At 46.0% G+C, this 24,378-nt stretch carries 24 protein-coding genes; 13 read left to right on the top strand and 11 right to left on the bottom strand.

The features are described 5' to 3' along the window. Window positions 1-5: 5 nt before the first annotated feature. From BCT11_RS22665 to BCT11_RS22640, 6 genes are read right to left on the bottom strand one after another with little or no spacing between them, the layout of a single operon-like run. A complete protein-coding gene (locus tag BCT11_RS22665) occupies window positions 6-1,229 on the bottom strand; it encodes an ATPase (protein WP_042605537.1) in 1,224 nt (407 codons plus the stop codon). Between the two features lie 18 nt (window positions 1,230-1,247). Then, a complete protein-coding gene (locus BCT11_RS22660; RefSeq protein WP_042605538.1) occupies window positions 1,248-1,718 on the bottom strand; it encodes a hypothetical protein in 471 nt (156 codons plus the stop codon). Further along, the gene (locus tag BCT11_RS22655; RefSeq protein ID WP_102389336.1) at window positions 1,715-3,043 is read right to left on the bottom strand and encodes a pilus assembly protein N-terminal domain-containing protein; all 1,329 of its coding nucleotides are present in this window, start codon (window positions 3,041-3,043) and stop codon (window positions 1,715-1,717) included. The genes BCT11_RS22660 and BCT11_RS22655 overlap by 4 nt, the downstream gene beginning before the upstream one ends. Window positions 3,044-3,051: 8 nt before the next feature. Next, window positions 3,052-3,858 (bottom strand): Flp pilus assembly protein CpaB, encoded by an 807-nt coding sequence (gene cpaB / locus BCT11_RS22650; protein WP_045422222.1) that lies wholly within the window; start codon window positions 3,856-3,858, stop codon window positions 3,052-3,054. A gap of 7 nt (window positions 3,859-3,865) precedes the next feature. Beyond that, the gene (locus BCT11_RS22645) at window positions 3,866-4,303 is read right to left on the bottom strand and encodes an A24 family peptidase (RefSeq protein ID WP_045422220.1); all 438 of its coding nucleotides are present in this window, start codon (window positions 4,301-4,303) and stop codon (window positions 3,866-3,868) included. 9 nt (window positions 4,304-4,312) lie between these two features. Next, window positions 4,313-4,531 (bottom strand): Flp family type IVb pilin, encoded by a 219-nt coding sequence (locus BCT11_RS22640; protein ID WP_038875175.1) that lies wholly within the window; start codon window positions 4,529-4,531, stop codon window positions 4,313-4,315. A 327-nt stretch (window positions 4,532-4,858) separates the two neighbouring features. On the opposite strand from BCT11_RS22640, the gene BCT11_RS22635 reads away from it, so the two are divergent. Then, the gene (locus BCT11_RS22635; RefSeq protein ID WP_050913655.1) at window positions 4,859-6,112 is read left to right on the top strand and encodes a valine--pyruvate transaminase; all 1,254 of its coding nucleotides are present in this window, start codon (window positions 4,859-4,861) and stop codon (window positions 6,110-6,112) included. Window positions 6,113-6,242: 130 nt separating this feature from the next. Here BCT11_RS22635 and BCT11_RS22630 read toward each other — a convergent pair whose 3' ends face one another. The 5 genes from BCT11_RS22630 to dnaA all read right to left on the bottom strand — a co-directional run bounded on the left by BCT11_RS22630 (window position 6,243) and on the right by dnaA (window position 13,240). Further along, a complete protein-coding gene (locus tag BCT11_RS22630; protein ID WP_005440850.1) occupies window positions 6,243-6,680 on the bottom strand; it encodes an Hsp20 family protein in 438 nt (145 codons plus the stop codon). A 469-nt stretch (window positions 6,681-7,149) separates the two neighbouring features. Then, the gene (gene gyrB, locus BCT11_RS22625; RefSeq protein WP_102389335.1) at window positions 7,150-9,567 is read right to left on the bottom strand and encodes a DNA topoisomerase (ATP-hydrolyzing) subunit B; all 2,418 of its coding nucleotides are present in this window, start codon (window positions 9,565-9,567) and stop codon (window positions 7,150-7,152) included. Between the two features lie 13 nt (window positions 9,568-9,580). Continuing rightward, the gene (gene recF / locus BCT11_RS22620; RefSeq protein ID WP_038870208.1) at window positions 9,581-10,660 is read right to left on the bottom strand and encodes a DNA replication/repair protein RecF; all 1,080 of its coding nucleotides are present in this window, start codon (window positions 10,658-10,660) and stop codon (window positions 9,581-9,583) included. Window positions 10,661-10,669: 9 nt separating this feature from the next. Next, on the bottom strand, window positions 10,670-11,770 hold the full coding sequence (gene dnaN / locus BCT11_RS22615; protein ID WP_038870207.1) for a DNA polymerase III subunit beta: 1,101 nt from the start codon (window positions 11,768-11,770) through the stop codon (window positions 10,670-10,672). A 63-nt stretch (window positions 11,771-11,833) separates the two neighbouring features. Further along, window positions 11,834-13,240: a chromosomal replication initiator protein DnaA gene (gene dnaA / locus BCT11_RS22610; RefSeq protein WP_038870205.1), complete on the bottom strand. Its 1,407-nt coding sequence runs from the start codon at window positions 13,238-13,240 to the stop codon at window positions 11,834-11,836. A gap of 430 nt (window positions 13,241-13,670) precedes the next feature. Between dnaA and BCT11_RS22600 the strand changes: the two genes are divergently transcribed. The 12 genes from BCT11_RS22600 (at window position 13,671) to BCT11_RS22545 (ending at window position 24,358) form a co-directional block, all read left to right on the top strand. Further along, entirely contained in the window at window positions 13,671-14,432 is a 762-nt protein-coding gene (locus BCT11_RS22600; protein ID WP_038875186.1) for an amino acid ABC transporter substrate-binding protein, read from the top strand. A 105-nt stretch (window positions 14,433-14,537) separates the two neighbouring features. Further along, on the top strand, window positions 14,538-15,209 hold the full coding sequence (locus BCT11_RS22595) for an amino acid ABC transporter permease (RefSeq protein WP_038870202.1): 672 nt from the start codon (window positions 14,538-14,540) through the stop codon (window positions 15,207-15,209). Next, complete coding sequence (locus tag BCT11_RS22590; protein WP_045401032.1) at window positions 15,206-15,943, top strand: amino acid ABC transporter ATP-binding protein; 738 nt, start codon at window positions 15,206-15,208, stop codon at window positions 15,941-15,943. Before BCT11_RS22595 ends, BCT11_RS22590 begins: the two co-directional genes overlap by 4 nt. A 242-nt stretch (window positions 15,944-16,185) precedes the next feature. Next, window positions 16,186-16,320 (top strand): 50S ribosomal protein L34, encoded by a 135-nt coding sequence (rpmH, locus tag BCT11_RS22585; protein ID WP_005378825.1) that lies wholly within the window; start codon window positions 16,186-16,188, stop codon window positions 16,318-16,320. Between the two features lie 46 nt (window positions 16,321-16,366). Beyond that, window positions 16,367-16,690 carry a ribonuclease P protein component gene (gene rnpA, locus BCT11_RS22580; RefSeq protein ID WP_009699098.1) on the top strand — a complete coding sequence of 108 codons (324 nt, stop codon included), beginning with the start codon at window positions 16,367-16,369 and terminating at the stop codon, window positions 16,688-16,690. Then, window positions 16,657-16,914, top strand: coding sequence for a membrane protein insertion efficiency factor YidD (gene yidD, locus BCT11_RS22575; protein WP_005451046.1), 258 nt, complete (start codon window positions 16,657-16,659; stop codon window positions 16,912-16,914). The genes rnpA and yidD overlap by 34 nt, the downstream gene beginning before the upstream one ends. A 2-nt stretch (window positions 16,915-16,916) precedes the next feature. Further along, window positions 16,917-18,539, top strand: a complete 1,623-nt coding sequence (yidC, locus tag BCT11_RS22570; RefSeq protein WP_039977916.1) for a membrane protein insertase YidC — start codon at window positions 16,917-16,919, stop codon at window positions 18,537-18,539. A 132-nt stretch (window positions 18,540-18,671) separates the two neighbouring features. Then, window positions 18,672-20,033, top strand: a complete 1,362-nt coding sequence (gene mnmE, locus BCT11_RS22565) for a tRNA uridine-5-carboxymethylaminomethyl(34) synthesis GTPase MnmE (RefSeq protein WP_102389334.1) — start codon at window positions 18,672-18,674, stop codon at window positions 20,031-20,033. 99 nt (window positions 20,034-20,132) lie between these two features. Beyond that, complete coding sequence (gene mioC, locus BCT11_RS22560) at window positions 20,133-20,573, top strand: FMN-binding protein MioC (RefSeq protein WP_038870197.1); 441 nt, start codon at window positions 20,133-20,135, stop codon at window positions 20,571-20,573. Between the two features lie 469 nt (window positions 20,574-21,042). Further along, the gene (gene mnmG, locus BCT11_RS22555) at window positions 21,043-22,938 is read left to right on the top strand and encodes a tRNA uridine-5-carboxymethylaminomethyl(34) synthesis enzyme MnmG (RefSeq protein WP_102389333.1); all 1,896 of its coding nucleotides are present in this window, start codon (window positions 21,043-21,045) and stop codon (window positions 22,936-22,938) included. After that, window positions 22,939-23,574, top strand: a complete 636-nt coding sequence (gene rsmG, locus BCT11_RS22550; RefSeq protein ID WP_038875192.1) for a 16S rRNA (guanine(527)-N(7))-methyltransferase RsmG — start codon at window positions 22,939-22,941, stop codon at window positions 23,572-23,574. Window positions 23,575-23,584: 10 nt separating this feature from the next. Further along, window positions 23,585-24,358 carry a ParA family protein gene (locus BCT11_RS22545; protein ID WP_038870193.1) on the top strand — a complete coding sequence of 258 codons (774 nt, stop codon included), beginning with the start codon at window positions 23,585-23,587 and terminating at the stop codon, window positions 24,356-24,358. Window positions 24,359-24,378 lie beyond the last annotated feature (20 nt).

Here is a 24,378-nt window from a genome sequence, read left to right as displayed (position 1 = left end):
TCCTTTTAGCGACTAAACAGTTCTTGCACCCAAGAACGTTTTTGTTGCGGCTTATCACCCACCAGCAGTGCGACTAAATCACTCAAGCCTTGCTGCATTTCTGATTTAGTATCAATCAGTTGATGACCTTGAAGTAGGTAATGGTTCGCTTTGTGGTCAAACTCAATTTTGCAGTCGGCTTTGCGGCCGAAATATTTACTAACGTCAGACATACTGATTGAAGCCGCATTATCTGGACGCGATTGATTCATCACGGTAAGAAGCGGCAGCTCTGGATAGCGTGTTTCTAGCTCAGACACTACGCGGTTTAATTCTCGTAGCGACGACACCGTGGCATCAAACACCACCACTAACGTATCAATCTCAGCCACTGCACGATCGAACTCTTCATTTGTGGTGACGGTATGTGAATAGTCTTCAATCACAAATGAATGGTTCTTAACCACTTGCTCTTTGAGCGCTTGGGTATATTCATGCAGCTCAGCACGCGTAAACGCATCCGACTCCAAACCTAAAATCGCGAGGTTTCGTTCCAGACGTTGCACTAAGCTAGTGGCGAAATCACCATCAATGCTCGATACCAAAGTACCTTTGCGTACACTGCGTTTACTGAATTTCTGCAAACCTAAAAGCACATCGATATTGCTGCCGGTGTAGGTGTGATCAACCAACAAGGTAGGCGTTTTATGATGACGCCCCAATGAACGCGCCACTTCACTGGCGATCAAAGACGTTCCAACACCGCCTTTCACACCAAGAAACGCCACTTGCTTTGCTTTTCGATTCGAAGCCACACCACTTTGCTGCTGACGGTTACGACGTACACCGTGGTAAAACTCCATGATTTCTTTGTCGGTCGCAGGCCAAAATAGGTAATAAAAACCAAGCTGTTTTAATGCACGAATCGTTGAGATCGCATCTTCGCTGCCAACGACCACAACCGACACATGTGTAGGCAGTTGATGGGCAATGTTTTTTGCATCTTCAACCACGCTTTGGCTTTTATTCAGCTCAACAATCACCACTTCTACACTTGAGTGTGTATGCAATTCTGGGTAGTTTTTTTCTTGGTTGTTCACCGTAATTGGCTCGACTAAGCCTTCAAAGCGAAACGCCTTATGAACTAAGTCTTTGCACGCAGCGGTTTGATACAAGAACGTACACTTATTTTCTTTTTGTTGAGTGTGATTTGGCGTGCTCTTACTCAACTTATCCACTAAATCAAACATGATGAGTGTTCCTCAATATCAAAGCGCATTCTGCGGATTAACCATCGACTGCCAACGGCTGCCATCGGTATAACAACCTAGGTGGCCCAAACCGTAATCACCGATAACCTCTTGGTGGCATACCTCAAGCTGAGCTTGAAGCTGAATCACCGATACTTGTACATCAAAGCGATGAAACTCCGAGCGATGTTCGAGTACTAACTGTTCGGCCGCTACGCCTTGCTGCAACAGTGCGATGCGGTACTGCTGCGCCAACTTTTTACCTTGAGCGTTGAAGCTGGTGATCTGCCATTTACTGCCCGCTTGATTCGGATACTTACGAACAAACTGAGTGAGCTTATTCATGGCGTAAGTTTGATTCTGGCTTTGTACCGCAAAGCTAAATTCAGTTGGCTTGAGTGAAATGCTGGTCCCGCGAGGCTCAACAATATGGTCTGCGCAGCCGGATAGTGCTGTAATCGCAAATAGCGCTAACATCCAGTTTTTCATTGACGGAAACCTCCCGCGTTAAGAACCTCACCAGCCCATTGGTCTTGAGCCTTGTCATAACTACCATCAAGTGCAAAAAAGCGTCGTAACGTACCGGTTTTTTCCATGGTTGGTAGCTGGATTTGATTGGCTTTCACTGGTTTCACCAAGTTGACGGTTGCCACAATAATCAGCTCGGTTTTGTTGCGCTCTGTTCCTGTGTGACGAAACAGCGCTCCTAAAACAGGAATGTCACCAATAAAAGGAATTCGTGTCAGTGATTCGCGCTCTTCACTATTAAGCAGGCCACCCAAAACAAAGCTTTGACCGTCACCTAATTCAACGGTGGTTTGTGCACGACGAGTTTTGAAAGCCGGTAAATCAAACACTTCACTGGTGTAGGTGTTATCTAAAGAGCTAACCTCTGGTGACAATGCTAATTTGATTTTGTCGTCACGCAGCACTTTCGCCATCAGATCTAAACGCACACCGAATTCTTTGTAATCGACATCGCTAGCACCATCGACCACCGTCACAACAGGCATTTCACCACCAACTAAGAAGCTTGCTTGCTCGCCAGAAATTACCGATAGATTTGGTTCAGCCAGCACTTGGCCTACCTTGTCAGAACCGACTGCTGAGATAACAGAAACAATGTCATCGGCACTAAAACTGGTTAACTGATCGACAAAGATGCCAACATCACCGCCAGAGCCCATCTTGATACCAAAATCTTGAATAAAGCTGTGGGAGACTTCTGCAATGGTCAACTTGACGTTAACTTGCTTCGTCGCGGTGACTTCAATGTTGTTCACCACACCTTGATAGGTAGGGCGAGACATAAAATCCACTTGAAGGTCGTCAGTCGAACTATCGAGTTCTGGCATTTCAAAATCATGGTTACTGGAAGACTTACCCAACAACTCACCCACCAAGGTGTAGATGTTGTCGCGTTCATTGTCAGAAGGCGCAATGCCACTCAATACAACATTGCTACCAATACCGTTAACTTGAACATCAGAGTATGGATACTGCACTTGAATTTGCTGCTCAATATTGCGGTAGCTTTTGCTGACAATCAGGGTTTGGTTGATAAGCTCTGAACCATCACGGTCAAACACGATGAACGATGCTTCACCTTCTGATTTACCCAGTAACACCACCTTGTGAGCATCGATAACTTGGTAGTCCGCCACTTTTTGGTTAGAAACAAACACCGAATCAACTTCAGCTTTAAACGATAGGGTTCTTGCGCCACCAGCCGAAAGCGTCGTTATGCCCTGAGCCTGTAAAGCCGTGGAAACAAGCATTAAGCAATAGATGCTAAATCGAGTTATGGTTTTCATCTTGCCTCCTAGTTGAATCGATATTCTTTGATCGATTGGGTTTTCGTGGTTTGCCTTTCATCAGCAAAACGAATCACATCGCTTGAGTTCGCATGCAGTTCATCCACAAACTGCTCACCAATCGATTTATGTACCGTAATTTCTGCAATGCGTTTTGCTACCGACAACTTAGCCAACTGACGGTTAGTTACTTGCAACACTAAAGTGACATCAGTGGTTTTCTGGTCAGTCAATGTACTGACTAAGCGTTGTTTTGAGATCATGTACAGCACAGGCACTTGAGCAATCAGTGGTGTCATGGTCAGATGTTCAATATCCGACACGGTGTTGTCTGCCGAGAGGTTTTGATCCATGGTGGAAATAACAGAGATATCGACTAAATCACCAACGGCAATCGTTCCTCCTACCACATCATCACCCGGTACCGTGATATTGAACGGGGCGTAACCAGGCTTGGCCATGGTCGAGAGGTAATCGCTTTCTCCCGGAGAAGTCAGCACCTCTTTCGTCACCCATTCACCTTGATTCAGAGCTTCAACCGCAATTAGGCGCTTGCTCCAATCGAGCTTAATATCGCTATCAATCCCTTGTTGCGCCGCTTGTGACTCGGTTAAGTATTCAATCACCAAATCTCGACGTTGCAGTGCTTCACCTCGTTTTAGGTCACGCTTTAACGTCCAGATTTTAAATTTTTTCTCTTCTTTCTTCGGCTGTTGTGTTTGTACAACCGGAGCAGTTGGCTGTGATTGGGTCACGCCATAAAGCCCGACCGAAATGGCAATCGCCGCCAAAACAAGAATGACTTTTGAATTCATGGTTCACCTATAAAGATGCAGCGATGCCAAACAGGCTTCCGAGACAAATGGGCACACCATAAGGCACACCTCTTTCCATCCCAGCAGGATGAATACCGATTTGGCTAACAAGCCACTGCGTCAGAGCAAGCACTCCGCCCAAAGTGACAATCAACCAAATCGTCAACGGCAAGAACTGCGGTGCAATCATCAGTGCAAATGCAGCCAGTAATTTGCTGTCCCCCGCTGCGAGGATTCGTAGTTGAAACAGCACAGCACCTATCACCAATATCACCATTGAAGACAGTGCGTGACTGTACTCCCCTTTACTCAAGACAAAAAAAACACCCAGCAAAGCAACACTTAACGCCACTCCATTGGGTATTTTTCGGTATTTGATGTCTTGATAACTGGCTATAAAAGCCATGGTGGCAAGGGGAAGCAGCCACCATAGTTTTAACGGCATGAAATATAATTAACTGCCTGGAGTTACTTCATTTGCAGCAGTGATGTTGCTTGAGATCGTTTTAACTGCACCGTCTAATGCGTCATATAGCGCATCGTTAAATACCGCGAGTACGATTGCAGACATACACACGCCTAGGATTGCGTATTCAATTGCTGTTACGCCGCGCTCGTCGTTTTTGAATGATTCGATAAACAGTTGTGTTTTTACAAATAGGTTAGTTAACATTTTGACTCCTCAATTTTTCTAACACGTCAAAAAGATGACGGGGCGAATAATAAGAATTGAGGGCTTTTTGAGCAAACCAAGACCATGCTGCCTGACACTGCTCTGACAGATAGCGAGATTTCATTCAGGTTGGATTCAGTTTTCGCATAGGAAAACGTTTACTTAATCACAACAAAAATCATTGTGGTCCGATTTTTTCTTTTTCGGCTTAATTCACACTTTGCGTCGTATAGACATTAAGGTAAGGTCAAGGATTATCCTATTGACTAGTCAAAGACTGGCGTTAAGACACATAAAGCAATCACAATGAATTAGGTATAACGACAAATGCAGTTCTCAAAGTTTGGTGAAAAATTTAATCAGTACTCCGGTATCACGCAGTTAATGGACGATTTGAATGATGGTCTGCGCACACCAGGTGCCATCATGCTCGGTGGAGGCAACCCAGCCGCCATTCCTGCCATGCTCGATTACTTTCGCCAAGCCAGTGAAGAAATGCTCGCCAGTGGGGAGCTCGTCGCCGCCCTCGCCAACTATGATGGTCCGCAAGGCAAAGACGCGTTCGTTAAAGCGTTGGCTCAGTTATTCCGTGAAACTTACGGCTGGGATATTTCCGAGAAGAACATCAGCCTAACTAACGGCAGCCAAAGTGGCTTCTTCTACCTGTTCAACTTACTAGCAGGTCAGCAGCCAGACGGTTCACACAAGAAGGTGCTACTGCCTATCGCGCCTGAGTACATCGGTTATGGTGATGCGGGTATTGATGAAGATATCTTTGTCTCTTACCACCCAGAGATCGAGCTGTTAGATAACGGTCTGTTTAAATACCACGTCGACTTTGAGCAGCTCACCGTCGATGACTCTGTTGCGGCAATCTGCGCGTCTCGCCCAACTAACCCAACGGGTAACGTACTAACAGACGAAGAAGTACGTAAATTAGATAAGCTCGCACGTGAGAACAACATCCCGCTGATCATCGATAACGCCTACGGTCTGCCGTTCCCGAATATCATTTTTGAAGATGTCGAACCGTTCTGGAATGAAAACACCATCCTGTGCATGAGCCTATCTAAACTTGGCTTGCCGGGCGTGCGTTGTGGCATTGTGATTGCGAGTGAGGAAATCACGCAAGCGTTGACCAATATGAACGGCATCATCAGCCTAGCTCCAGGCAGTGTTGGTCCAGCGTTGGCAAACCACATCATTGGTAAAGGCGATCTGCTTAAACTGAGCTCAGAGGTGATTAAGCCATTCTATAAGCAGAAGTCGCAACGTGCGGTTGAACTGCTCCAAGAAGCGATTACCGATGAGCGCTTTCGTATTCACAAACCGGAAGGCGCGATCTTCTTGTGGCTATGGTTCGATGAACTGCCAATTACGACAATGGAACTTTACCAACGCCTGAAAGCGCGAGGGGTCTTGATTGTTCCGGGTGAATACTTCTTTATTGGCCAGAAGGACGAGTGGGATCATGCACACCAATGCTTGCGTATGAACTACGTTCAAGACGATGAGATGATGCAAAAAGGCATTGCGATTATCGCTGAAGAAGTGGAAAAGGCTTACCGCGAAGGTAAATAGACGGATTAAACTCAGCCGTTCTTCTCTTTGAAATTACGGCTTTTAAAACCCCAAACTAAAAAGAGCGCCCTTTTCCATAATGGAAGGCGCTCTTTCTCATTCTATAACCGTGTGGTTAACTGAAATGTCTTTAGCTGTTTTCAATCAGGTTGTTACCACCGATAGCAATCTTACGCGGTTGCATCGCTTCTGGAATTTCACGAACTAAATCAACATGAAGCAGACCGTTTTCCATTGATGCACCGACAACTTTTACGTAATCCGCGAGTTGGAATTTACGTTCAAAATCGCGTTCTGCAATGCCTTGGTAAACGTAGTTTTTACCTTCTTCGGCTTTACGCTCGCCCTTCACGATCAACATGTTTTCGTTTTGAGTCAAATCGAGCTGATCTTCAGCAAAACCAGCAACTGCCATAGTAATACGGTAGTTGTGCTCGTCTTTTTGCTCGATGTTGTATGGAGGGTAACCGCCAGAAGTGTTCTTCGCAGAGCTTGCTTCCATCAGGTTGAACAGACGGTCGAAGCCAATTGCATTACGGTATAGTGGTGAGAAATCTACATTACGCATAATCTATCCTCTTTTAAGCAATAGTCTTAGCCCAGATGAGGGTCATCCACATGGCGCATTTATGCAAGAAAACGCCGAGCTAAGGGATCCGATGGTTCATTCCTCTGACCTACTCTTTAGGTGCGGGGACATGATGTCGAATCTAGGGTCAAGTTGTGTGCGAAAACTGAGTATCCTCTCCTGAGCGATCTCGTTTAGCGATTCCAGAGGCGCTGTTCTTCTCTTGTTGAGCAAGTTAGCCATCCCTCTTCATAACTAGATATAAGGTCGAAAAATGGGCTTTCAAGGGCTCCGGTGAAAATATTTTTAGATCCCCGACTCAGTCATTCCTCCCTCTCGAAGCGTTCCCATATTCACAGGGCGCAGCCGTTCTCGTATCTCGACTCTTTTATCTCGTTTCTACCCCCATAAAAAAACGCCACCTCTTGCGAGATGGCGTTTTTAGTATGAGTTGACTGAGTCTGTAAGACTACACGTCTAGGTTTGCTACTTTCAGCGCGTTCTCTTCGATGAAGTTACGACGCGGCTCAACTTGGTCACCCATTAGCGTGGTGAACAATTGGTCTGCGCCTACCGCATCTTCAATTGTTACTTGCATCATGCGACGTGTCTCAGGGTCCATTGTGGTTTCCCAAAGCTGATCTGGGTTCATCTCACCTAGACCTTTGTAGCGCTGTAGGCTTAGACCACGACGCGACTCTTTGATTAGCCACTCAAGTGCAGATGCAAAGCTTGTTACAGGCTGAGTACGCTCGCCACGTTTGATGTAAGCGCCTTCCTCAATCAGGCCATCTAATGCTTCCGAAAGCTCAGCTAGCTTGTTGTACTCTTTCGAGTTCAATAGGTCGATGCTTAGTGCGTAGTCATGCGTCACACCGTGAGTACGTACGATAATCTTAGGTAGGTTTAGACCTAGCTCTTCGTGTTGCTCAACTTCGAAGCTGTATTGGCTTGCGCCCACTTCTTTCGCGTTTAGCTGTTCAACTAGCTGTTTTGTCCACGCTTCAACTGCTGAAGCATCGTGGCATTGCTCTGCCGTTAGGCGCGGCGTGTAGATTAGCTCATGAACTAGCGCGCTTGGGTAACGACGGCTCATGCGATCCGCCAGCTTGATACCAGCGTTGTATTGCTGAACTAGCTTCTCTAGCGCTTCGCCTGCCAATGCTGGCGCTTCTGCGTTTACGTGTAGCGATGCGTTATCAAGTGCTAAAGCCACTTGGTATTGGTTCATCGCGTCTTCGTCTTTGATGTACTGCTCTTGTTTACCTTTTTTCACTTTGTAAAGTGGTGGCTGAGCGATGTAAACGTAGCCACGCTCGATAAGCTCTGGCATTTGACGGTAGAAGAAGGTCAACAGTAGCGTACGGATGTGCGAACCATCGACATCGGCATCGGTCATGATGATGATGTTGTGGTAACGCAGTTTGTCTGGGTTGTACTCGTCACGACCGATACCACAACCTAGTGCCGTGATCAGCGTCGCTACTTCTTGAGAAGATAGCATCTTGTCGAAACGCGCTTTTTCTACGTTAAGAATCTTACCTTTTAGCGGTAGGATTGCTTGGTTCTTACGGTTACGGCCTTGTTTCGCTGAGCCGCCTGCCGAATCACCCTCCACTATGTATAGTTCAGAGAGTGCTGGATCTTTTTCCTGACAGTCTGCAAGCTTGCCTGGCAGACCAGCTAGGTCTAGCGCGCCTTTACGACGAGTCATTTCACGAGCTTTACGCGCTGCTTCACGAGCACGAGCAGCATCGATGATTTTAGAACAAACCATCTTAGCTTCTGTCGGGTTCTCAATTAGGAACTCAGACAGTTTCTCACCCATTGCTGATTCAACCGCTGATTTAACTTCTGAAGAAACCAATTTGTCTTTAGTTTGGCTAGAGAACTTAGGATCTGGCACTTTAACCGAAACAACTGCAGTTAGACCTTCACGAGCATCATCACCCGACGTTGCTGTTTTCGCTTTCTTAGAGAAACCTTCTTTATCCATAAAGGTATTCAGCGTACGCGTTAATGCCGCACGGAAACCTGCAAGGTGAGTACCACCATCGCGTTGTGGGATGTTGTTAGTGAAACAGTAGATGTTCTCTTGGAAGCCATCGTTCCATTGCATTGCCACTTCTACTGCAATGCCATCTTCACGTTCAAAATCGAAGTGGAAGATTTTCTCGATGATTGGTGTTTTGTTGGTGTTTAGGTGATCAACGAACGCTTGAATACCACCTTCAAACATGAAGTGGTCACTCTTGTCTGCTTCACGCTCATCAACCAACTTGATAGAAACACCAGAGTTTAGGAAAGAAAGCTCACGTAGACGCTTTGCTAGGATATCGTAATGGAATTCGATATTTGTGAAGGTTTCAGCACTTGGCCAAAAACGGATTTGTGTACCCGTTTGGTCTGTATCGCCCACAACCGCTAGTGGCGCCTGAGGTTCACCATGGTGGTAAGTTTGCGTATGGATATGACCGCCACGATGGATAGTCAGTACTACTTTTTCAGACAGTGCGTTTACTACTGAAACACCTACGCCGTGAAGACCGCCCGATACTTTGTATGAGTTATCGTCGAACTTACCACCAGCGTGAAGTACCGTCATGATAACTTCTGCTGCTGATACTTTTTCTTCTGGGTGCAATTCTGTTGGAATGCCACGACCATCATCCGTAACTGAAACCGAGTTGTCCTCATGAATTGTCACAACGATGTCTTTACAGTGACCTGCCAACGCTTCATCAATTGAGTTATCCACCACCTCAAAGACCATGTGGTGAAGACCGGTGCCATCGTCCGTGTCGCCAATGTACATACCTGGACGCTTACGAACCGCATCCAGACCCTTTAGTACCTTAATACTCGATGAATCGTAATTTTCAGACATGAGTTTCTCTCTTCTAGTTTGACTCTATCCTGCCATGTTCCACATGAAACAATTTGCCCGTATCGTCCAACATATCGGCGATTTGGCTATCAGTGATAGAGCTTACAAATACTTGTGCGCCCGTCTCTTTTAAGCAGTCAGCAAGACGCTTGCGACGTTGGCTGTCTAATTCCGACGCAAAGTCGTCAATTAGGTAAATACATTGTTTTCCGGTCATCTCGGTAAGATGTTGTCCCTGCGCTACACGCAATGCACACACCATGAGTTTTAACTGACCGCGTGAAAGAACATCTTCTACTGGTGTTCCATTCACTTTAATTCGCAAATCAGCCTTATTCGGGCCACTAAAGGTGTACCCCAATGACTGATCACGCTCGAAATTCTTTTCTAGTATCTCATGATAGGGTGTGTCTTTATCCCATCCACGATAATACTTTAATTGGATCTCAAATTCTGGCAAAAATGTCTGGCAGATGGTTTCCGCTACGGTTTTCATCTGTTCGATGTAATGCGCACGCCATTGGCTGATATTTTCAGCCAACCTAGCCATCTCTTGATCCCAATAACTGAGCTCTCGATAACTGTTAGCGGTTTTTAACAGTGCATTACGTTGCTTGTTGAGACGTTTAAATCGCCCCCATGCATCATAAAAAGCGGGTTCCGTATGAAACACCCCCCAATCGATGAATGCACGGCGATGTTTAGGTCCATCCGTAAGGAGATCAAACCCTTCTGGATGTATCAACTGCAACGGCAGAACTTGTGCAAGCTGCGCCAGTTTTTGCCCAGATTGACCGCCTATTTTAACCTCTGTTGAGCCATCACGCTGCTTATTAATGCCGATAGGTAGCTCAAATTGATCCGAGTTCAAAAAACGACCATGAACAAACAGTTCATCACACTCATTTTGGATGATTCGTCCGGTCAACGAGCTCTTGAAAGAGCGTCCGTGTCCGAGCAAGTAAATCGCTTCTAAGACACTGGTTTTACCGCTGCCGTTCGGTCCAATAAGAAAGTTAAAGCCTGTCGATAAATGAATATCACAGGCTTTAATGTTTCGAAATTGCTGAATGATAAGGCGAGAAAGTGGCATTCAGATAGCTTATAGACGAATTGGCATTACCACATACATGGCACTGTCGTCGTCTGCGTTTTCAATCAACGCACTGGCGTTGGCATCCGACATCGACACACGCACTTTTTCACAGCGCAATGTATTAAGCACATCCAGCACGTAGCTTACGTTGAAGCCGATTTCGATCGCGTCACCTTCAAAGGTTACGTCCAGCATCTCTTCTGCTTCTTCTTGCTCTGGGTTGTTCGCCGTAATGCGCATTTCACTGCCCGCAAGATTCACGCGAACACCACGGAATTTTTCATTAGAAAGAATAGCAGCGCGAGAAAACGCTTGGCGTAATTCATCACAGCTTGCTTCTAATGTTTTGTTGGTACTTTGCGGCATTACGCGGCGATAATCTGGGAAACGGCCATCAACGAGCTTAGAAGTAAAAATGAAGTTGTTCACTTCTGCACGCACATTTGAACTACCGATTTGTAGTACAACAGGTTGCTCTGGTGCATCCATTAGCTTAACCAGCTCTTGTACGCCTTTACGTGGCACGATGATTTGCTTTTGCGCAAAATCAGCACCCAGTTGTGTTTGAGAAACTGCCATACGGTGACCATCAGTCGCTACACTGCGTAGCGTCGTACCGTCGATTTCAAACAGCATACCGTTTAGGTAATAACGAACGTCTTGGTTCGCCATTGAGAACTGTGTTTTTTCGATCAGTGTACGTAGATCAGACTGAGTCAGTGACACTTCAACTTCACTCTGCCAATCTTCGATGTTCGGAAAATCGTTCGCAGGAAGTGTGGCCAATGAGAAACGGCTACGACCAGAACGAACTTGTACACGATCGCCTTCCAGCACGAAGGTGATGATAGAGTCATCTGGAAGACCACGACAGATATCGAGAAACTTACGAGAAGGAACGGTAATGCTGCCCGCTTCAAAATCCCCTTCTAGAGTCACTTTGCTCACCAATTCCACTTCCAGGTCGGTCGCGGTCATGGATAACACATTATCTTCTACTTTAAGCAGTAGGTTACCCAGAATTGGTAGGGTCGGTCGGCCACCTAATGCGCCTGAAACCTGTTGTAGCGGTTTGATTAAATGACTACGTTCAATAGTAAATTTCATGCTTGGCTCTTTACGCTGTCAGCTCAATTAATGATTTGCTTGGAATACTGTCATTCTAACCGATTAAGAAGACAGGGTGCGAATCAAGTTAGAGTAATCTTCTTTAATATCGTGGCTCTCTTCACGCAGCTGCTCAATCTTGCGACAAGCATGCAGTACCGTGGTGTGGTCACGACCACCAAATGCATCGCCGATTTCCGGCAAGCTGTGGTTGGTCAGCTCTTTTGCTAATGCCATTGCCAACTGGCGAGGACGAGCAACCGAGCGAGAGCGACGTTTAGACAGCAGGTCCGCCACTTTAATTTTGTAGTATTCCGCCACCGTCTTTTGAATGTTGTCGATGGTCACGAGCTTTTCTTGCAGTGCCAATAAGTCACGTAGCGCTTCACGAACGAAATCAATCGTAATTGGACGACCCGTAAAGTTTGCGTTTGCGATAACGCGGTTCAGTGCACCTTCGAGCTCACGAACATTTGAACGCAGACGCTTAGCAATAAAGAAGGCCACTTCATCCGCTAGGTGGATTTGATGGTCTTCCGCTTTCTTCATCAAGATCGCCACGCGCGTTTCAAGTTCTGGTGGCTCGATCGCAACCGTCAGACCCCAACCAAAGCGAGATTTCAGACGATCTTCTACACCGCTGATCTCTTTTGGATAACGGTCAGACGTTAGAATGATCTGTTGGTTGCCTTCCAATAACGCGTTGAAGGTATGGAAAAATTCTTCCTGTGAACGCTCTTTATTAGCAAAGAATTGGATGTCATCGATAAGAAGTGCATCAACACTGCGGTAGTAACGTTTGAATTCTTCAATCGCGTTGTTTTGCAGTGCTTTTACCATATCTTGCACAAAACGCTCAGAGTGCATGTACACCACTTTTGCGTTTGGATTGTTATCCACAATCGCGTTGCCTACAGCGTGAAGCAAGTGCGTTTTACCTAAACCCGTACCACCATATAGGAAAAGTGGGTTGTAGGCTGCGCCTGGGTTATCTGAAACCTGACGTGCTGCCGCTAAACCAAGTTGGTTCGACTTACCCTCAACGAAGTTGTTGAACTTGTGTTTCGGGTTCACGTTTGAGCGGTGGTTGATGTTCGCGATCGCTTGAGCGTCGTCATCCCACGTTTTATGTACAGGTTTACGAGCTTGCAATTGTGCAGGCGCTGAAGACTCAGCAGCCACATCGGCTGGCGTACGTGTCGGTACCGGCTTAGGCGCTGCAACTGGGCGGCTGCCCACTTCAAAGCGCAAGCTAGGGACGTCGTTACCGCAGTATTCTTGCAGTAAACGGTTGATGCTGTTCAGGTACTTGTCACGAACCCAGTCCAAAACAAAGCGGTTTGGGGCGAACAGAGTGAGAGTATTGTCATTGAGCTCCGCTTGTAACGGACGAACCCACATGCTGAATTCTGTAGCTGGTAGCTCTTCTTGAAGCTGCTGCAAACATTGCAACCAAAGCGAAGATGACACGGTGCCCCCACTGAGTATTTGAATTATCGGAAAAGACTGGCAATTTTACCTGTTGATAACCAAGATCGCCAGCAATTGATCGACGATCCAGTGAATAAGATCTAAGTTATTCACAATTATTTAGCTGAACATAGAGAGATCAACACATCTTGCCCCAAGATTGCCCACACAACGATCCACATTTGGGCAAAATCCGTCAGATCCAGTAATTGGTGATAACTCTGTGTATGAATTTTCCGTCACCGTTGTTTTTTGATCGCCACTCCTGCTCTTTTCGATCGTTTTTTCATCATTTATTGCTAATTTTTGCCTACTCTCTATACCAAATACGATCTTATTACTCTCAGGACTAGGTTATTGCACTTGGTTATTTATTTAATTGAGCTAACTGACAGTAGTATTTCCAACCATAAAAGTATGGAGATGTATTATGAAAAACTGGATTAAGGTTGCCGTTGCAGCCATCGCTTTGTCTGCTGCGACTGTTCAAGCAGCTGTCGACACTGCCGCTACTGAAGTAAAAGTAGGCATGTCTGGCCGCTACTTCCCATTCACCTTTGTGAAGCAAGATAAGCTGCAAGGTTTCGAAGTGGATATGTGGGATGAAATCGGTAAACGTAACGACTACAAGATCGAATACGTCACAGCGAACTTTTCTGGTTTGTTTGGCCTGCTAGAAACAGGTCGTATTGATACCATCTCGAACCAAATCACCATGACAGACGCACGTAAAGCGAAATACCTATTTGCTGACCCATACGTGGTAGATGGCGCTCAAATCACGGTACGTAAAGGCAATGACAGCATCCAAGGCGTGGAAGACCTAGCAGGCAAAACGGTTGCAGTTAACCTAGGCTCTAACTTTGAACAGTTGCTTCGCAGTTACGACAAAGACGGCAAGATTAACATCAAGACTTACGATACGGGTATTGAACATGATGTGGCGCTGGGCCGTGCTGATGCCTTCATCATGGACCGTTTGTCTGCACTAGAACTGATTAAGAAAACAGGTCTACCGCTGCAACTGGCGGGTGAACCATTTGAAACCATTGAAAACGCTTGGCCATTCGTTGATAACGAAAAAGGTCGTAAGCTACAGGCGGAAGTGAATAAAGCACTTGCAGAAATGCGCGCCGACGGAACAGTAGAGAAGATTTCAGTGAAATGGTTTGGTGCCGACATCACTAAGTAAAACTTTTCTTCTTTTAGGACGCAGAGCTTTATCTCGCGTCCTTTTTTAACTCAATGACAAGGTGGAACTTCGTATTCCACCTTTTCTTTTCTCAAGGTAAGTCGTATGGGATTTGATTTTAATTACATGTTGGAACTGCTGCCAATACTGCTCAAGTATCTTGGTACAACCATGGAAATGGCCACATGGGGATTGGTCTTTTCACTGATTTTAGCCATCATTTTAGCTAATATTCGCGTATTTAAGCTGCCAGTTCTCGATCAATTGAGCCAACTTTACATCAGCTTCTTCCGTGGGACCCCACTTTTAGTTCAACTGTTTTTACTTTACTACGGCTTACCACAAATCTTCCCGATCATGGTCGGTCTTGATGCCTTCTCAGCGGCAGTGATTGGTTTAACACTGCATTTTGCCGCGTATATGGCGGAAAGCATCCGAGCCGCAATCATCGGCATTGATCGTAGCCAAATGGAAGCGAGCTTATCGGTTGGAATGACAACCCCACAGGCCATGCGCCGTGTGATTCTTCCGCAGGCAACGCGTGTCGCACTGCCTTCATTGATGAACTATTTCATCGATATGATTAAGTCGACTTCCCTCGCCTTCACTCTTGGTGTGGCAGAAATCATGGCCAAAGCACAAATGGAAGCGTCATCGAGTTTCCGCTTCTTTGAAGCGTTTCTTGCTGTCGCCCTAATTTACTGGGGGGTAGTTGTAATTCTGACGCGAGTACAAATTTGGGCAGAAGCGAAATTGAATAAGGCGTACGTACGATGATCAAATTAGAAAACATCCACAAACGCTTTGGTGACACTGAAGTGTTAAAAGGCATTGATCTCGATATCCAACAAGGTGAGATCATCGTCATTATAGGGTCCAGTGGTACGGGTAAATCGACATTACTGCGCACGGTGAACTTTCTTGAGCAAGCGGATGAAGGTCGCATCACCATTGATGACATTTCTGTCGACACACAAAAGCATACCAAAGCCGAAGTATTAGCCCTGCGACGCCGCACTGGGTTTGTTTTCCAAAACTATGCCTTGTTTGCCCATATGAATGCACGTCAGAACATCGCAGAGGGCTTGATCACGGTACGCGGTTGGAAGAAAGACGACGCACTTCAGCGTGCTCAAGAGATTCTGGATGACATCGGTCTTGGTGATAAAGGCGAAAGTTATCCAGCGGCATTGTCTGGTGGCCAACAACAACGTGTGGGCATCGGTCGAGCGATGGCACTTCAACCTGAACTGCTGCTGTTTGATGAGCCAACTTCTGCGTTGGATCCTGAATGGGTTGGAGAAGTTCTCTCATTAATGAAGAAGTTAGCTAACCAACATCAGACCATGTTGGTGGTCACACATGAAATGCAATTTGCGAAAGAAGTCGCTGACCGAGTGATCTTTATGGCCGAAGGCAACATTGTCGAGCAAGGTTCTCCACAAGATATCTTCGATAATCCACAAGATCCTCGACTGCAAAAATTCCTTAACCAAGTGGGGATAGAGTAAAGATCAAGCATCAAGATCAATCGATCCTTGAGATTTTACTCACACTACGTATAATCGCTCGGCCGGAATTTCGTACTCATGAGTCATTGACACATTATGTGAGTGTGATTACAATTCCGCCTCTTTGTTGAGAGGCGTCGGTTGCTTCTCTCTATATAAAGAGTTTCTTTATATAAGAAAGCATATTGCCCACGCCGGGTTTAACAAGAACCTAAAACTACTGATCAGTAAAGGTAATTATCATGAAACGCACTTTTCAACCTACAGTTCTAAAGCGCAAGCGTACTCACGGCTTCCGTGCTCGCATGGCAACTAAGAACGGTCGTAAAGTTATCAACGCACGTCGTGCAAAAGGCCGTGCGCGCCTATCAAAATAATCGCTAGTTTATTTTGAACACGTACGCGTTTAATCGGGAGTTACGCTTGTTAACTCCCGAGCATTATCAAAACGTCTTCCAGCAAGCTCATCGAGCTGGCTCGCCTCATTTCACCATCATTGCTCGCAATAACAAACTTTCTCACCCACGATTAGGTTTAGCTGTTCCGAAAAAGCAAATCAAAACTGCTGTCGGTCGAAACCGCTTTAAGCGTTTGGCTCGTGAAAGCTTTCGTAACAATCAACATCAACTTCCAAATAAAGATTTTGTTGTGATTGCCAAGAAAAGCGCGCAAGATTTAAGCAATGAGGAACTATTTAAGTTGTTTGATAAGCTATGGCATCGCCTGTCTCGCCCTTCACGTGGATAGCCATTGGGCTCGTTAATCTGTATCGCTGGTTTATCAGCCCTTTGATTGGTCCTCGTTGCCGGTTCACACCAACTTGTTCTACTTACGCACTAGAAGCTTTGAGAGCTCACGGTTTTGTAAAAGGATGTTGGTTATCAGGCAAACGTCTATTAAAATGCCACCCTTTGAATGAAGGGGGGTATGACCCCGTTCCACCAGTCCAAAAACAAGACAGAGATAACTAACGATGGATTCTCAACGTAATATCCTGCTCATCGCTCTGGCACTGGTTTCTTTCTTGCTATTTCAACAATGGCAAGTAGCAAAGAACCCAGCACCTCAAGCGGTTGAACAGGCTCAATCAAGCAGTACTCTACCTGCACCATCTTTTGCTGACGATCTAGACCCAGTTCCTGGTCAACAGCAAGCTTCTGCAAAAACTATCACAGTAACGACTGATGTTTTAACTCTGTCGATCGACACCGTTGGTGGCGATGTGGTACATGCCGACCTAAACAAATACGCTGCTGAACTTGATTCATCAGATCCTTTCGTTCTGCTTAAAGATACTAAAGGCCACCAGTTCATCGCACAAAGCGGTCTAGTGGGTCCTCAAGGTATTGACCTAAGCAGCACTAACCGTCCTCACTACAACGTGAGCGCAGACAGCTTTACTATGGCTGACGGTCAAGACGAACTACGTGTTCCAATGACTTTCACTGCGAACGGTATCGAATACACTAAGACTTATGTATTCACACGTGGCAGCTACGCGCTAAACGTAGAATACGATGTCGTGAACAACTCAGGTAACAATGCAACCTTTGGTATGTACGCTCACTTGCGTCAAAACCTAATGGACGCAGGCGGTAGCATCACGATGCCAACTTACCGTGGCGGTGCTTACTCAACTGAAGATGTTCGTTACAAGAAATACAGCTTCGAAGATATGCAGGATCGTAACCTGTCTATCAACCTCGCAGACGGCCAAGGTTGGGCAGCAATGATCCAACACTACTTCGCTGCAGCGTGGATCCCACGTAACGAACCAGGTACAAACCTATACACTCGCGTAATTGGTAACCTTGGCGATATCGGTGTTCGTATGCCGAACAAAACTATCGCAACAGGTGACCAAGCTCAGTTCGAAGCGACGCTATGGGTTGGCCCTAAACTACAAAATGAAATGGCAGCAGTAGCACCAAACCTAGACCTAGTAGTTGACTACGGTTGGTTATGGTTCATCGCTAAACCACTTCACTCACTGCTTGCTTTCATCCAAAGCTTCGTGGGTAACTGGGGTGTGGCAATCATCTGTTTGACCTTCATCGTTCGTGGTGCAATGTACCCACTAACGAAAGCGCAATACACATCTATGGCGAAAATGCGCATGCTACAGCCTAAACTGCAAGCAATGCGTGAACGTATCGGTGATGACCGTCAGCGTATGAGCCAAGAGATGATGGAACTGTATAAGAAAGAGAAAGTAAACCCACTGGGTGGCTGTTTACCTCTTATCCTACAGATGCCAATCTTCATCGCGCTATACTGGGCACTAATGGAATCGGTTGAGCTACGTCACTCACCATTCTTCGGTTGGATTCATGACCTTTCAGCGCAGGACCCGTACTACATCCTGCCACTTCTGATGGGTGCATCAATGTTCCTAATCCAGAAAATGAGCCCAACGACAGTAACGGATCCAATGCAGCAGAAGATCATGACCTTTATGCCGGTTATGTTCACCTTCTTCTTCTTGTTCTTCCCATCAGGCCTAGTTCTATACTGGTTGGTGTCGAACATCGTTACGCTGATCCAACAAACTTTGATTTACAAAGCGCTGGAGAAAAAAGGCTTACACACCAAGTAACCTTTTAGTAAAAGAATAAGAAAGGCGGCCAAAAGGTCGCCTTTTTGTTTTTGGCTGATTACAATTCAGCTAATTAATGGTTATGGCTCCCTAGGACTTCAAATCCTATAGCCCAGCTCAAAAGGCAAGATTATGACTACAGATACGATTGTCGCTCAAGCAACCGCACCGGGTCGTGGCGGTGTCGGCATTATTCGTGTTTCTGGCCCTAAGGCCAACCAAGTAGCACGAGAGGTAACCGGTAAAACCCTAAAGCCTCGCTACGCAGAATACCTGCCATTTCAAGCAGAAGATGGCACCGTGCTAGACCAAGGCATTGCCCTTTACTTCCCTAACCCACACTCGTTCACAGGCGAAGATGTGTTAGAGCTGCAGGGCCACGGTGGCCCCGTGGTAATGGACATGCTGATCAAGCGTATCTTGGGTATTGAGGGCGTTCGTGCCGCACGTCCTGGTGAGTTCTCTGAGCGCGCGTTCTTAAACGATAAGATGGATTTAACCCAAGCAGAGGCAATCGCTGACCTGATTGATGCTAGCTCTGAAGAAGCCGCAAAATCGGCACTTCAGTCGCTACAAGGTCAATTCTCACAGCGTATTCAAACGCTGGTGGAATCTCTTATTCATCTGCGTATCTACGTAGAAGCAGCTATCGACTTTCCTGAAGAAGAAATCGACTTTCTTGCAGATGGTAAAGTGTCTGGAGACTTGCAAGCCATCATCGACAACCTTGATGCCGTGCGTAAAGAAGCTAACCAAGGTGCGATCATGCGCGAGGGCATGAAAGTTGTCATTGCAGGTCGTCCTAATGCGGGTAAATCAAGCCTATTGAATGCACTGTCAGGTAAAGAGTCCGCCATCGTAACCGATATCGCAGGCACTACTCGTGACGTACTACGAGAGCACATCCATATTGATGGAATGCCACTGCACATCATCGATACTGCTGGTCTGCGTGACGCTTCAGATGAAGTAGAGAAAATCGGTATCGAACGCGCTTGGGACGAAATAGCACAAGCTGACCGTGTGCTTTTCATGGTGGACGGTACAACAACCGACGCCACCGATCCTAAAGACATCTGGCCTGATTTTGTCGATCGCTTGCCGAACAATATGGGCATGACAGTGATCCGTAATAAAGCGGATCAAACCGGTGAAAGTATGGGGATCTGCCACGTCAATGATCCAACCTTAATCCGCCTATCAGCGAAGACGGGCTCGGGTGTGGATGCTTTGCGCACTCACTTAAAAGAGTGCATGGGCTTTTCTGGTAACACTGAAGGTGGCTTTATGGCGCGCCGTCGACACCTAGATGCGCTAGAACGCGCAGCTCAACACCTTCAAATCGGCCAAGAGCAGCTAGAAGGGTACATGGCAGGGGAAATCCTCGCAGAAGAGCTACGCATTACTCAGCAGCACCTCAATGAAATTACTGGTGAATTTAGCTCTGATGACTTACTCGGCCGAATTTTCTCTTCATTCTGTATCGGCAAATAATAAAATGCGCGGTGTTAGGCTTGAGCTTACCACCGCGTTTCTTTTTGTGCTGACGCTCAGATACCTACGGGCGTTGGTATGACTCAATAAGGAAGACACATGATCCACATTATTACAGGCAGTACTTTAGGTGGCGCGGAATACGTAGGAGATCACTTAAGTGATCTCCTCAACGCAAACGGCTTCGAAACAACGATCCACAACCAGCCAGAGTTGTCTGCTATCGAGAATCAAGGCACTTGGTTGGTGATAACTTCAACTCACGGCGCGGGTGAATATCCAGATAACATTCAGCCTTTTATTGCTGCATTACAAAACACACCGCCTAAGATGGCGGACGTAAAGTTTGCTGTGATAGCAATTGGTGACTCAAGTTACGATACGTTCTGTGCTGCTGGCCAACATGCTTTCGACCTATTAGAAGACATTGGCGCAACACCAATCACAGACTGCTTGAAGATTGATGTACTTAGCTACGACGTACCTGAAGACGCCGCAGAAGTGTGGTTGAAGGAAAATCTGGCTCGCTTTTCTGCTTAATTCCTCTATCACAGAGTCGCATTGCGGCTCTGTTTCTCCCTATTGTGAATAACTTCTCTCAAAAAATTTTGTTCAACCGCTCAAAAAACACCCAAACCATCTGTGGATAAGTATACTAAGATCCAGTGACTTTCCTTTAGTTATCCAAATAATAACTTTGATCCATTTTTACCCCTGTGCATAAGTAGCGATTTTGATCTCAGGTAATCCTCGATCAGATCAAATCATGATCACAACTTTTGATCCAAAGAAGATCCATGATCTTGTTGATCATTTTCTACTTATCCACAGAAATGGTCGATCCTAATAATAGATCCAATAAAAGATCATATATATAGATCTTATATATATAGTCTTGGAGACTAAAATTTGAAAAGCGAGAAAACGATTCTCTCTCACAGAGAAAAAAGGTAAAATACCGCTCTTTTTTATCTGTCCATTAAATCCTTTGAATACCTGAGGTCAGTTCATGCTTTATCACGAAAACTTTGACGTCATTGTTGTCGGTGGCGGACACGCAGGAACGGAAGCCGCGCTCGCATCTGCACGCACAGGACAAAAAACGCTTCTCCTTACCCATAACATCGATACATTAGGCCAAATGTCTTGTAACCCAGCTATCGGTGGTATCGGTAAAGGTCACTTAGTAAAAGAAGTGGATGCTATGGGCGGTTTGATGGCAGAAGCTATCGACCATGCAGGTATTCAATTTCGAACACTGAACGCCTCTAAAGGTCCGGCAGTACGTGCAACACGTGCACAAGCGGACAGAGCGCTGTACAAAGCGTATGTTCGCGATGCATTAGAAAACGCCCCAAACCTTACTTTGTTCCAGCAATCGGTTGATGATCTAATTGTTGAGCAAGATCGAGCGGTTGGTGTGGTTACGCAAATGGGTCTTAAATTCCGAGCTAAAGCGGTGGTACTCACCGTTGGTACTTTCCTTGGCGGAAAGATCCACATTGGTATGGAAAGCTCATCTGGTGGCCGTGCTGGGGATCCACCGTCGATCGCATTAGCGGATCGACTACGCGAACTACCGTTCCGTGTGGATCGTCTAAAAACGGGCACACCACCACGTATTGATGCACGCAGTGTTGATTTCTCAGTGCTTGAAGCACAACATGGTGATAATCCAACGCCTGTATTTTCTTTCATGGGTAATCGTGATCAACATCCACGTCAAATCCCATGTTTTATTACGCACACCAATGAGCAAACTCATGAGGTGATCCGTAATAACCTCGATCGTAGCCCAATGTATGCGGGTGTGATCGAAGGTATCGGTCCACGTTACTGCCCGTCTATCGAAGATAAGGTGATGCGCTTTGCAGATAAAAACAGCCATCAGATTTTCATCGAGCCAGAAGGTCTAACAACGCACGAGTTATATCCGAACGGTATATCCACCAGCCTGCCATTTGACGTACAAGTGCAAATTGTTCGTTCAATGAAAGGTTTTGAAAACGCACATATCGTTCGTCCAGGCTATGCGATTGAGTACGATTTCTTCGACCCTCGTGATTTGAAGCAAACGTACGAAACCAAATTCATCAGTGGTCTATTCTTTGCTGGGCAAATCAACGGTACGACTGGTTACGAAGAAGCTGCAGCGCAAGGTTTAATGGCTGGCCTGAACGCTAGTCTGCATAGTCAAGACAAAGAAGGTTGGAGCCCACGCCGTGATCAAGCTTACATGGGCGTGTTGATTGACGATTTGTCGACCATGGGTACCAAAGAACCATACCGCATGTTTACGTCTCGTGCTGAATACCGTCTGTTGCTGCGTGAAGATAACGCCGACTTACGTTTGACGGAAAAAGCGCGAGAACTTGGTTTGATTAATGATGTTCGTTGGGCGCGTTTCAATGAAAAAATCGGCAACATGGAAACCGAGCGTCAACGTCTGAAATCGACGTGGATGAATCCGAATTCTGCAGGTATCGATGAGCTAAACAAGCTATTGAAAACGCCAATGGCACGTGAAGCTAGCGGTGAAGATCTTCTTCGTCGTCCTGAGATATCGTATTCACAACTGACGCAACTTGATGCGTTCGCACCAGCACTTGACGATCAACAAGCATCAGAGCAAGTTGAAATTCAAGTGAAATACGATGGTTACATTAAGCGCCAGCAAGAAGAGATTGAAAAATCATTGCGTCATGAGCATACCAAGTTACCAACTGATCTGGACTACAAAGACGTGAAAGGTCTTTCTAATGAAGTTGTAGCTAAGCTGACGGAAGCAAAACCGGAAAGTATCGGGATTGCCTCTCGAATTTCAGGTATTACCCCTGCGGCAATTTCTATTTTGCTGGTTCACTTGAAAAAACACGGCTTGCTGAAAAAAGGCGAGGACGAGTAAATGAGCGCACTACGCACAAAACTGGATGCCCTAATCGAAAAAACCGATTTAGAGGTATCTGAAAAACAACGCGAGCAGTTGGTCGGCTATGTCGAACTGCTCGACAAGTGGAACAAAGCGTATAACCTCACATCGGTTCGTGATCCACTTGAGATGTTAGTGAAACATATTCTTGATAGCATAGTGGTTAGCGCTCACTTACAAGGCGAGCGTTTTATCGATGTGGGTACTGGCCCTGGTTTACCAGGTATTCCTCTGGCCATAATGAGTCCTGATAAAACGTTCTTCTTGCTAGATAGTCTAGGCAAACGCATTCGTTTTATTAAACAAGTGGTTCATACGCTAGGTCTGAAAAATGTGACGCCTATTCAAAGTCGTGTCGAAGAATTCCAACCAGAAGAAAAATTTGATGGCGTTCTGAGTCGAGCTTTTGCTTCAATGACGGACATGGTGGAATGGTGTCACCATCTGCCTAAACAAGATAACGGGGTGTTCCTAGCACTGAAAGGACAGCACCCTAAAGATGAAATGGATCAGCTTCCTGAATGGTGTAGTGTGACAGAGATCATATCTTTAGCTGTTCCTGAGTTGGAAGGTGATCGTCATCTAGTAATCTTATCGCGCAAGGAAAATTAGCGAGGTAATCGTGGGTAAAATAGTAGCAATCGCCAACCAGAAAGGTGGGGTCGGCAAAACAACAACGTGCATTAACTTAGCAGCTTCGATGGCGGCAACAAAGCGCAAGGTTTTGGTGATCGATCTCGACCCTCAAGGTAATGCTACTATGGCCAGTGGTGTCGACAAATACATGGTTGACGCCACGGCGTATGATCTTCTGGTTGAAGATACCCCGTTTGAACAAGTGGTTTGCACTGAAACCACTGGTAAATACGATCTTATCGCTGCGAACGGAGACGTTACCGCTGCGGAAATCAAATTGATGGAAGTGTTCGCTCGCGAAGTTCGTTTAAAAAACGCACTTGCGCCAGTTCGCGATAACTATGATTTCATCTTTATTGATTGTCCTCCTTCTCTAAACCTTCTTACAATCAATGCCATGGCCGCAGCCGACTCTGTGCTGGTGCCGATGCAATGTGAATACTTTGCGTTAGAAGGTTTAACTGCTCTTATGGATACAATCAGCAAGTTAGCGGCCGTGGTCAATGAAAACCTCAAAATCGAAGGTTTACTGCGTACGATGTACGATCCACGTAACCGCCTGTCTAATGAAGTATCCGATCAACTTAAAAAACACTTTGGTAGTAAAGTTTACCGTACCGTGATCCCACGTAATGTGCGTTTGGCCGAAGCGCCGAGCCACGGTAAACCGGCAATGTACTATGACAAGTACTCCGCAGGCGCCAAAGCGTATCTAGCTCTAGCGGGCGAAATGCTCCGCCGCGAAGAAATCCCAGTTTAACTCTAACCTAAGGAATTCAT

Origin of the sequence: Vibrio sp. 10N.222.52.B12 (assembly GCF_002875385.1) — a bacterium.
Lineage (GTDB): Bacteria > Pseudomonadota > Gammaproteobacteria > Enterobacterales > Vibrionaceae > Vibrio > Vibrio jasicida.
This window is presented reverse-complemented; position numbering and strand designations above follow the sequence as displayed.

Coding starts and splice junctions, on each gene's coding strand:
- BCT11_RS22600 (WP_038875186.1), top strand. CDS start 13,671: ATGAAAAACTGGATTAAGGTTGCCGTTGCAGCCATCGCTTTGTCTGCT.
- yidD (WP_005451046.1), top strand. CDS start 16,657: ATGGCATCGCCTGTCTCGCCCTTCACGTGGATAGCCATTGGGCTCGTT.
- rpmH (WP_005378825.1), top strand. CDS start 16,186: ATGAAACGCACTTTTCAACCTACAGTTCTAAAGCGCAAGCGTACTCAC.
- mnmE (WP_102389334.1), top strand. CDS start 18,672: ATGACTACAGATACGATTGTCGCTCAAGCAACCGCACCGGGTCGTGGC.
- BCT11_RS22640 (WP_038875175.1), bottom strand. CDS start 4,531: ATGTTAACTAACCTATTTGTAAAAACACAACTGTTTATCGAATCATTC.
- BCT11_RS22660 (WP_042605538.1), bottom strand. CDS start 1,718: ATGAAAAACTGGATGTTAGCGCTATTTGCGATTACAGCACTATCCGGC.
- cpaB (WP_045422222.1), bottom strand. CDS start 3,858: ATGAATTCAAAAGTCATTCTTGTTTTGGCGGCGATTGCCATTTCGGTC.
- recF (WP_038870208.1), bottom strand. CDS start 10,660: ATGCCACTTTCTCGCCTTATCATTCAGCAATTTCGAAACATTAAAGCC.
- yidC (WP_039977916.1), top strand. CDS start 16,917: ATGGATTCTCAACGTAATATCCTGCTCATCGCTCTGGCACTGGTTTCT.
- BCT11_RS22630 (WP_005440850.1), bottom strand. CDS start 6,680: ATGCGTAATGTAGATTTCTCACCACTATACCGTAATGCAATTGGCTTC.
- rsmG (WP_038875192.1), top strand. CDS start 22,939: ATGAGCGCACTACGCACAAAACTGGATGCCCTAATCGAAAAAACCGAT.
- mioC (WP_038870197.1), top strand. CDS start 20,133: ATGATCCACATTATTACAGGCAGTACTTTAGGTGGCGCGGAATACGTA.
- gyrB (WP_102389335.1), bottom strand. CDS start 9,567: ATGTCTGAAAATTACGATTCATCGAGTATTAAGGTACTAAAGGGTCTG.
- BCT11_RS22655 (WP_102389336.1), bottom strand. CDS start 3,043: ATGAAAACCATAACTCGATTTAGCATCTATTGCTTAATGCTTGTTTCC.
- dnaN (WP_038870207.1), bottom strand. CDS start 11,770: ATGAAATTTACTATTGAACGTAGTCATTTAATCAAACCGCTACAACAG.
- BCT11_RS22645 (WP_045422220.1), bottom strand. CDS start 4,303: ATGCCGTTAAAACTATGGTGGCTGCTTCCCCTTGCCACCATGGCTTTT.
- BCT11_RS22590 (WP_045401032.1), top strand. CDS start 15,206: ATGATCAAATTAGAAAACATCCACAAACGCTTTGGTGACACTGAAGTG.
- BCT11_RS22595 (WP_038870202.1), top strand. CDS start 14,538: ATGGGATTTGATTTTAATTACATGTTGGAACTGCTGCCAATACTGCTC.
- BCT11_RS22635 (WP_050913655.1), top strand. CDS start 4,859: ATGCAGTTCTCAAAGTTTGGTGAAAAATTTAATCAGTACTCCGGTATC.
- BCT11_RS22665 (WP_042605537.1), bottom strand. CDS start 1,229: ATGTTTGATTTAGTGGATAAGTTGAGTAAGAGCACGCCAAATCACACT.
- mnmG (WP_102389333.1), top strand. CDS start 21,043: ATGCTTTATCACGAAAACTTTGACGTCATTGTTGTCGGTGGCGGACAC.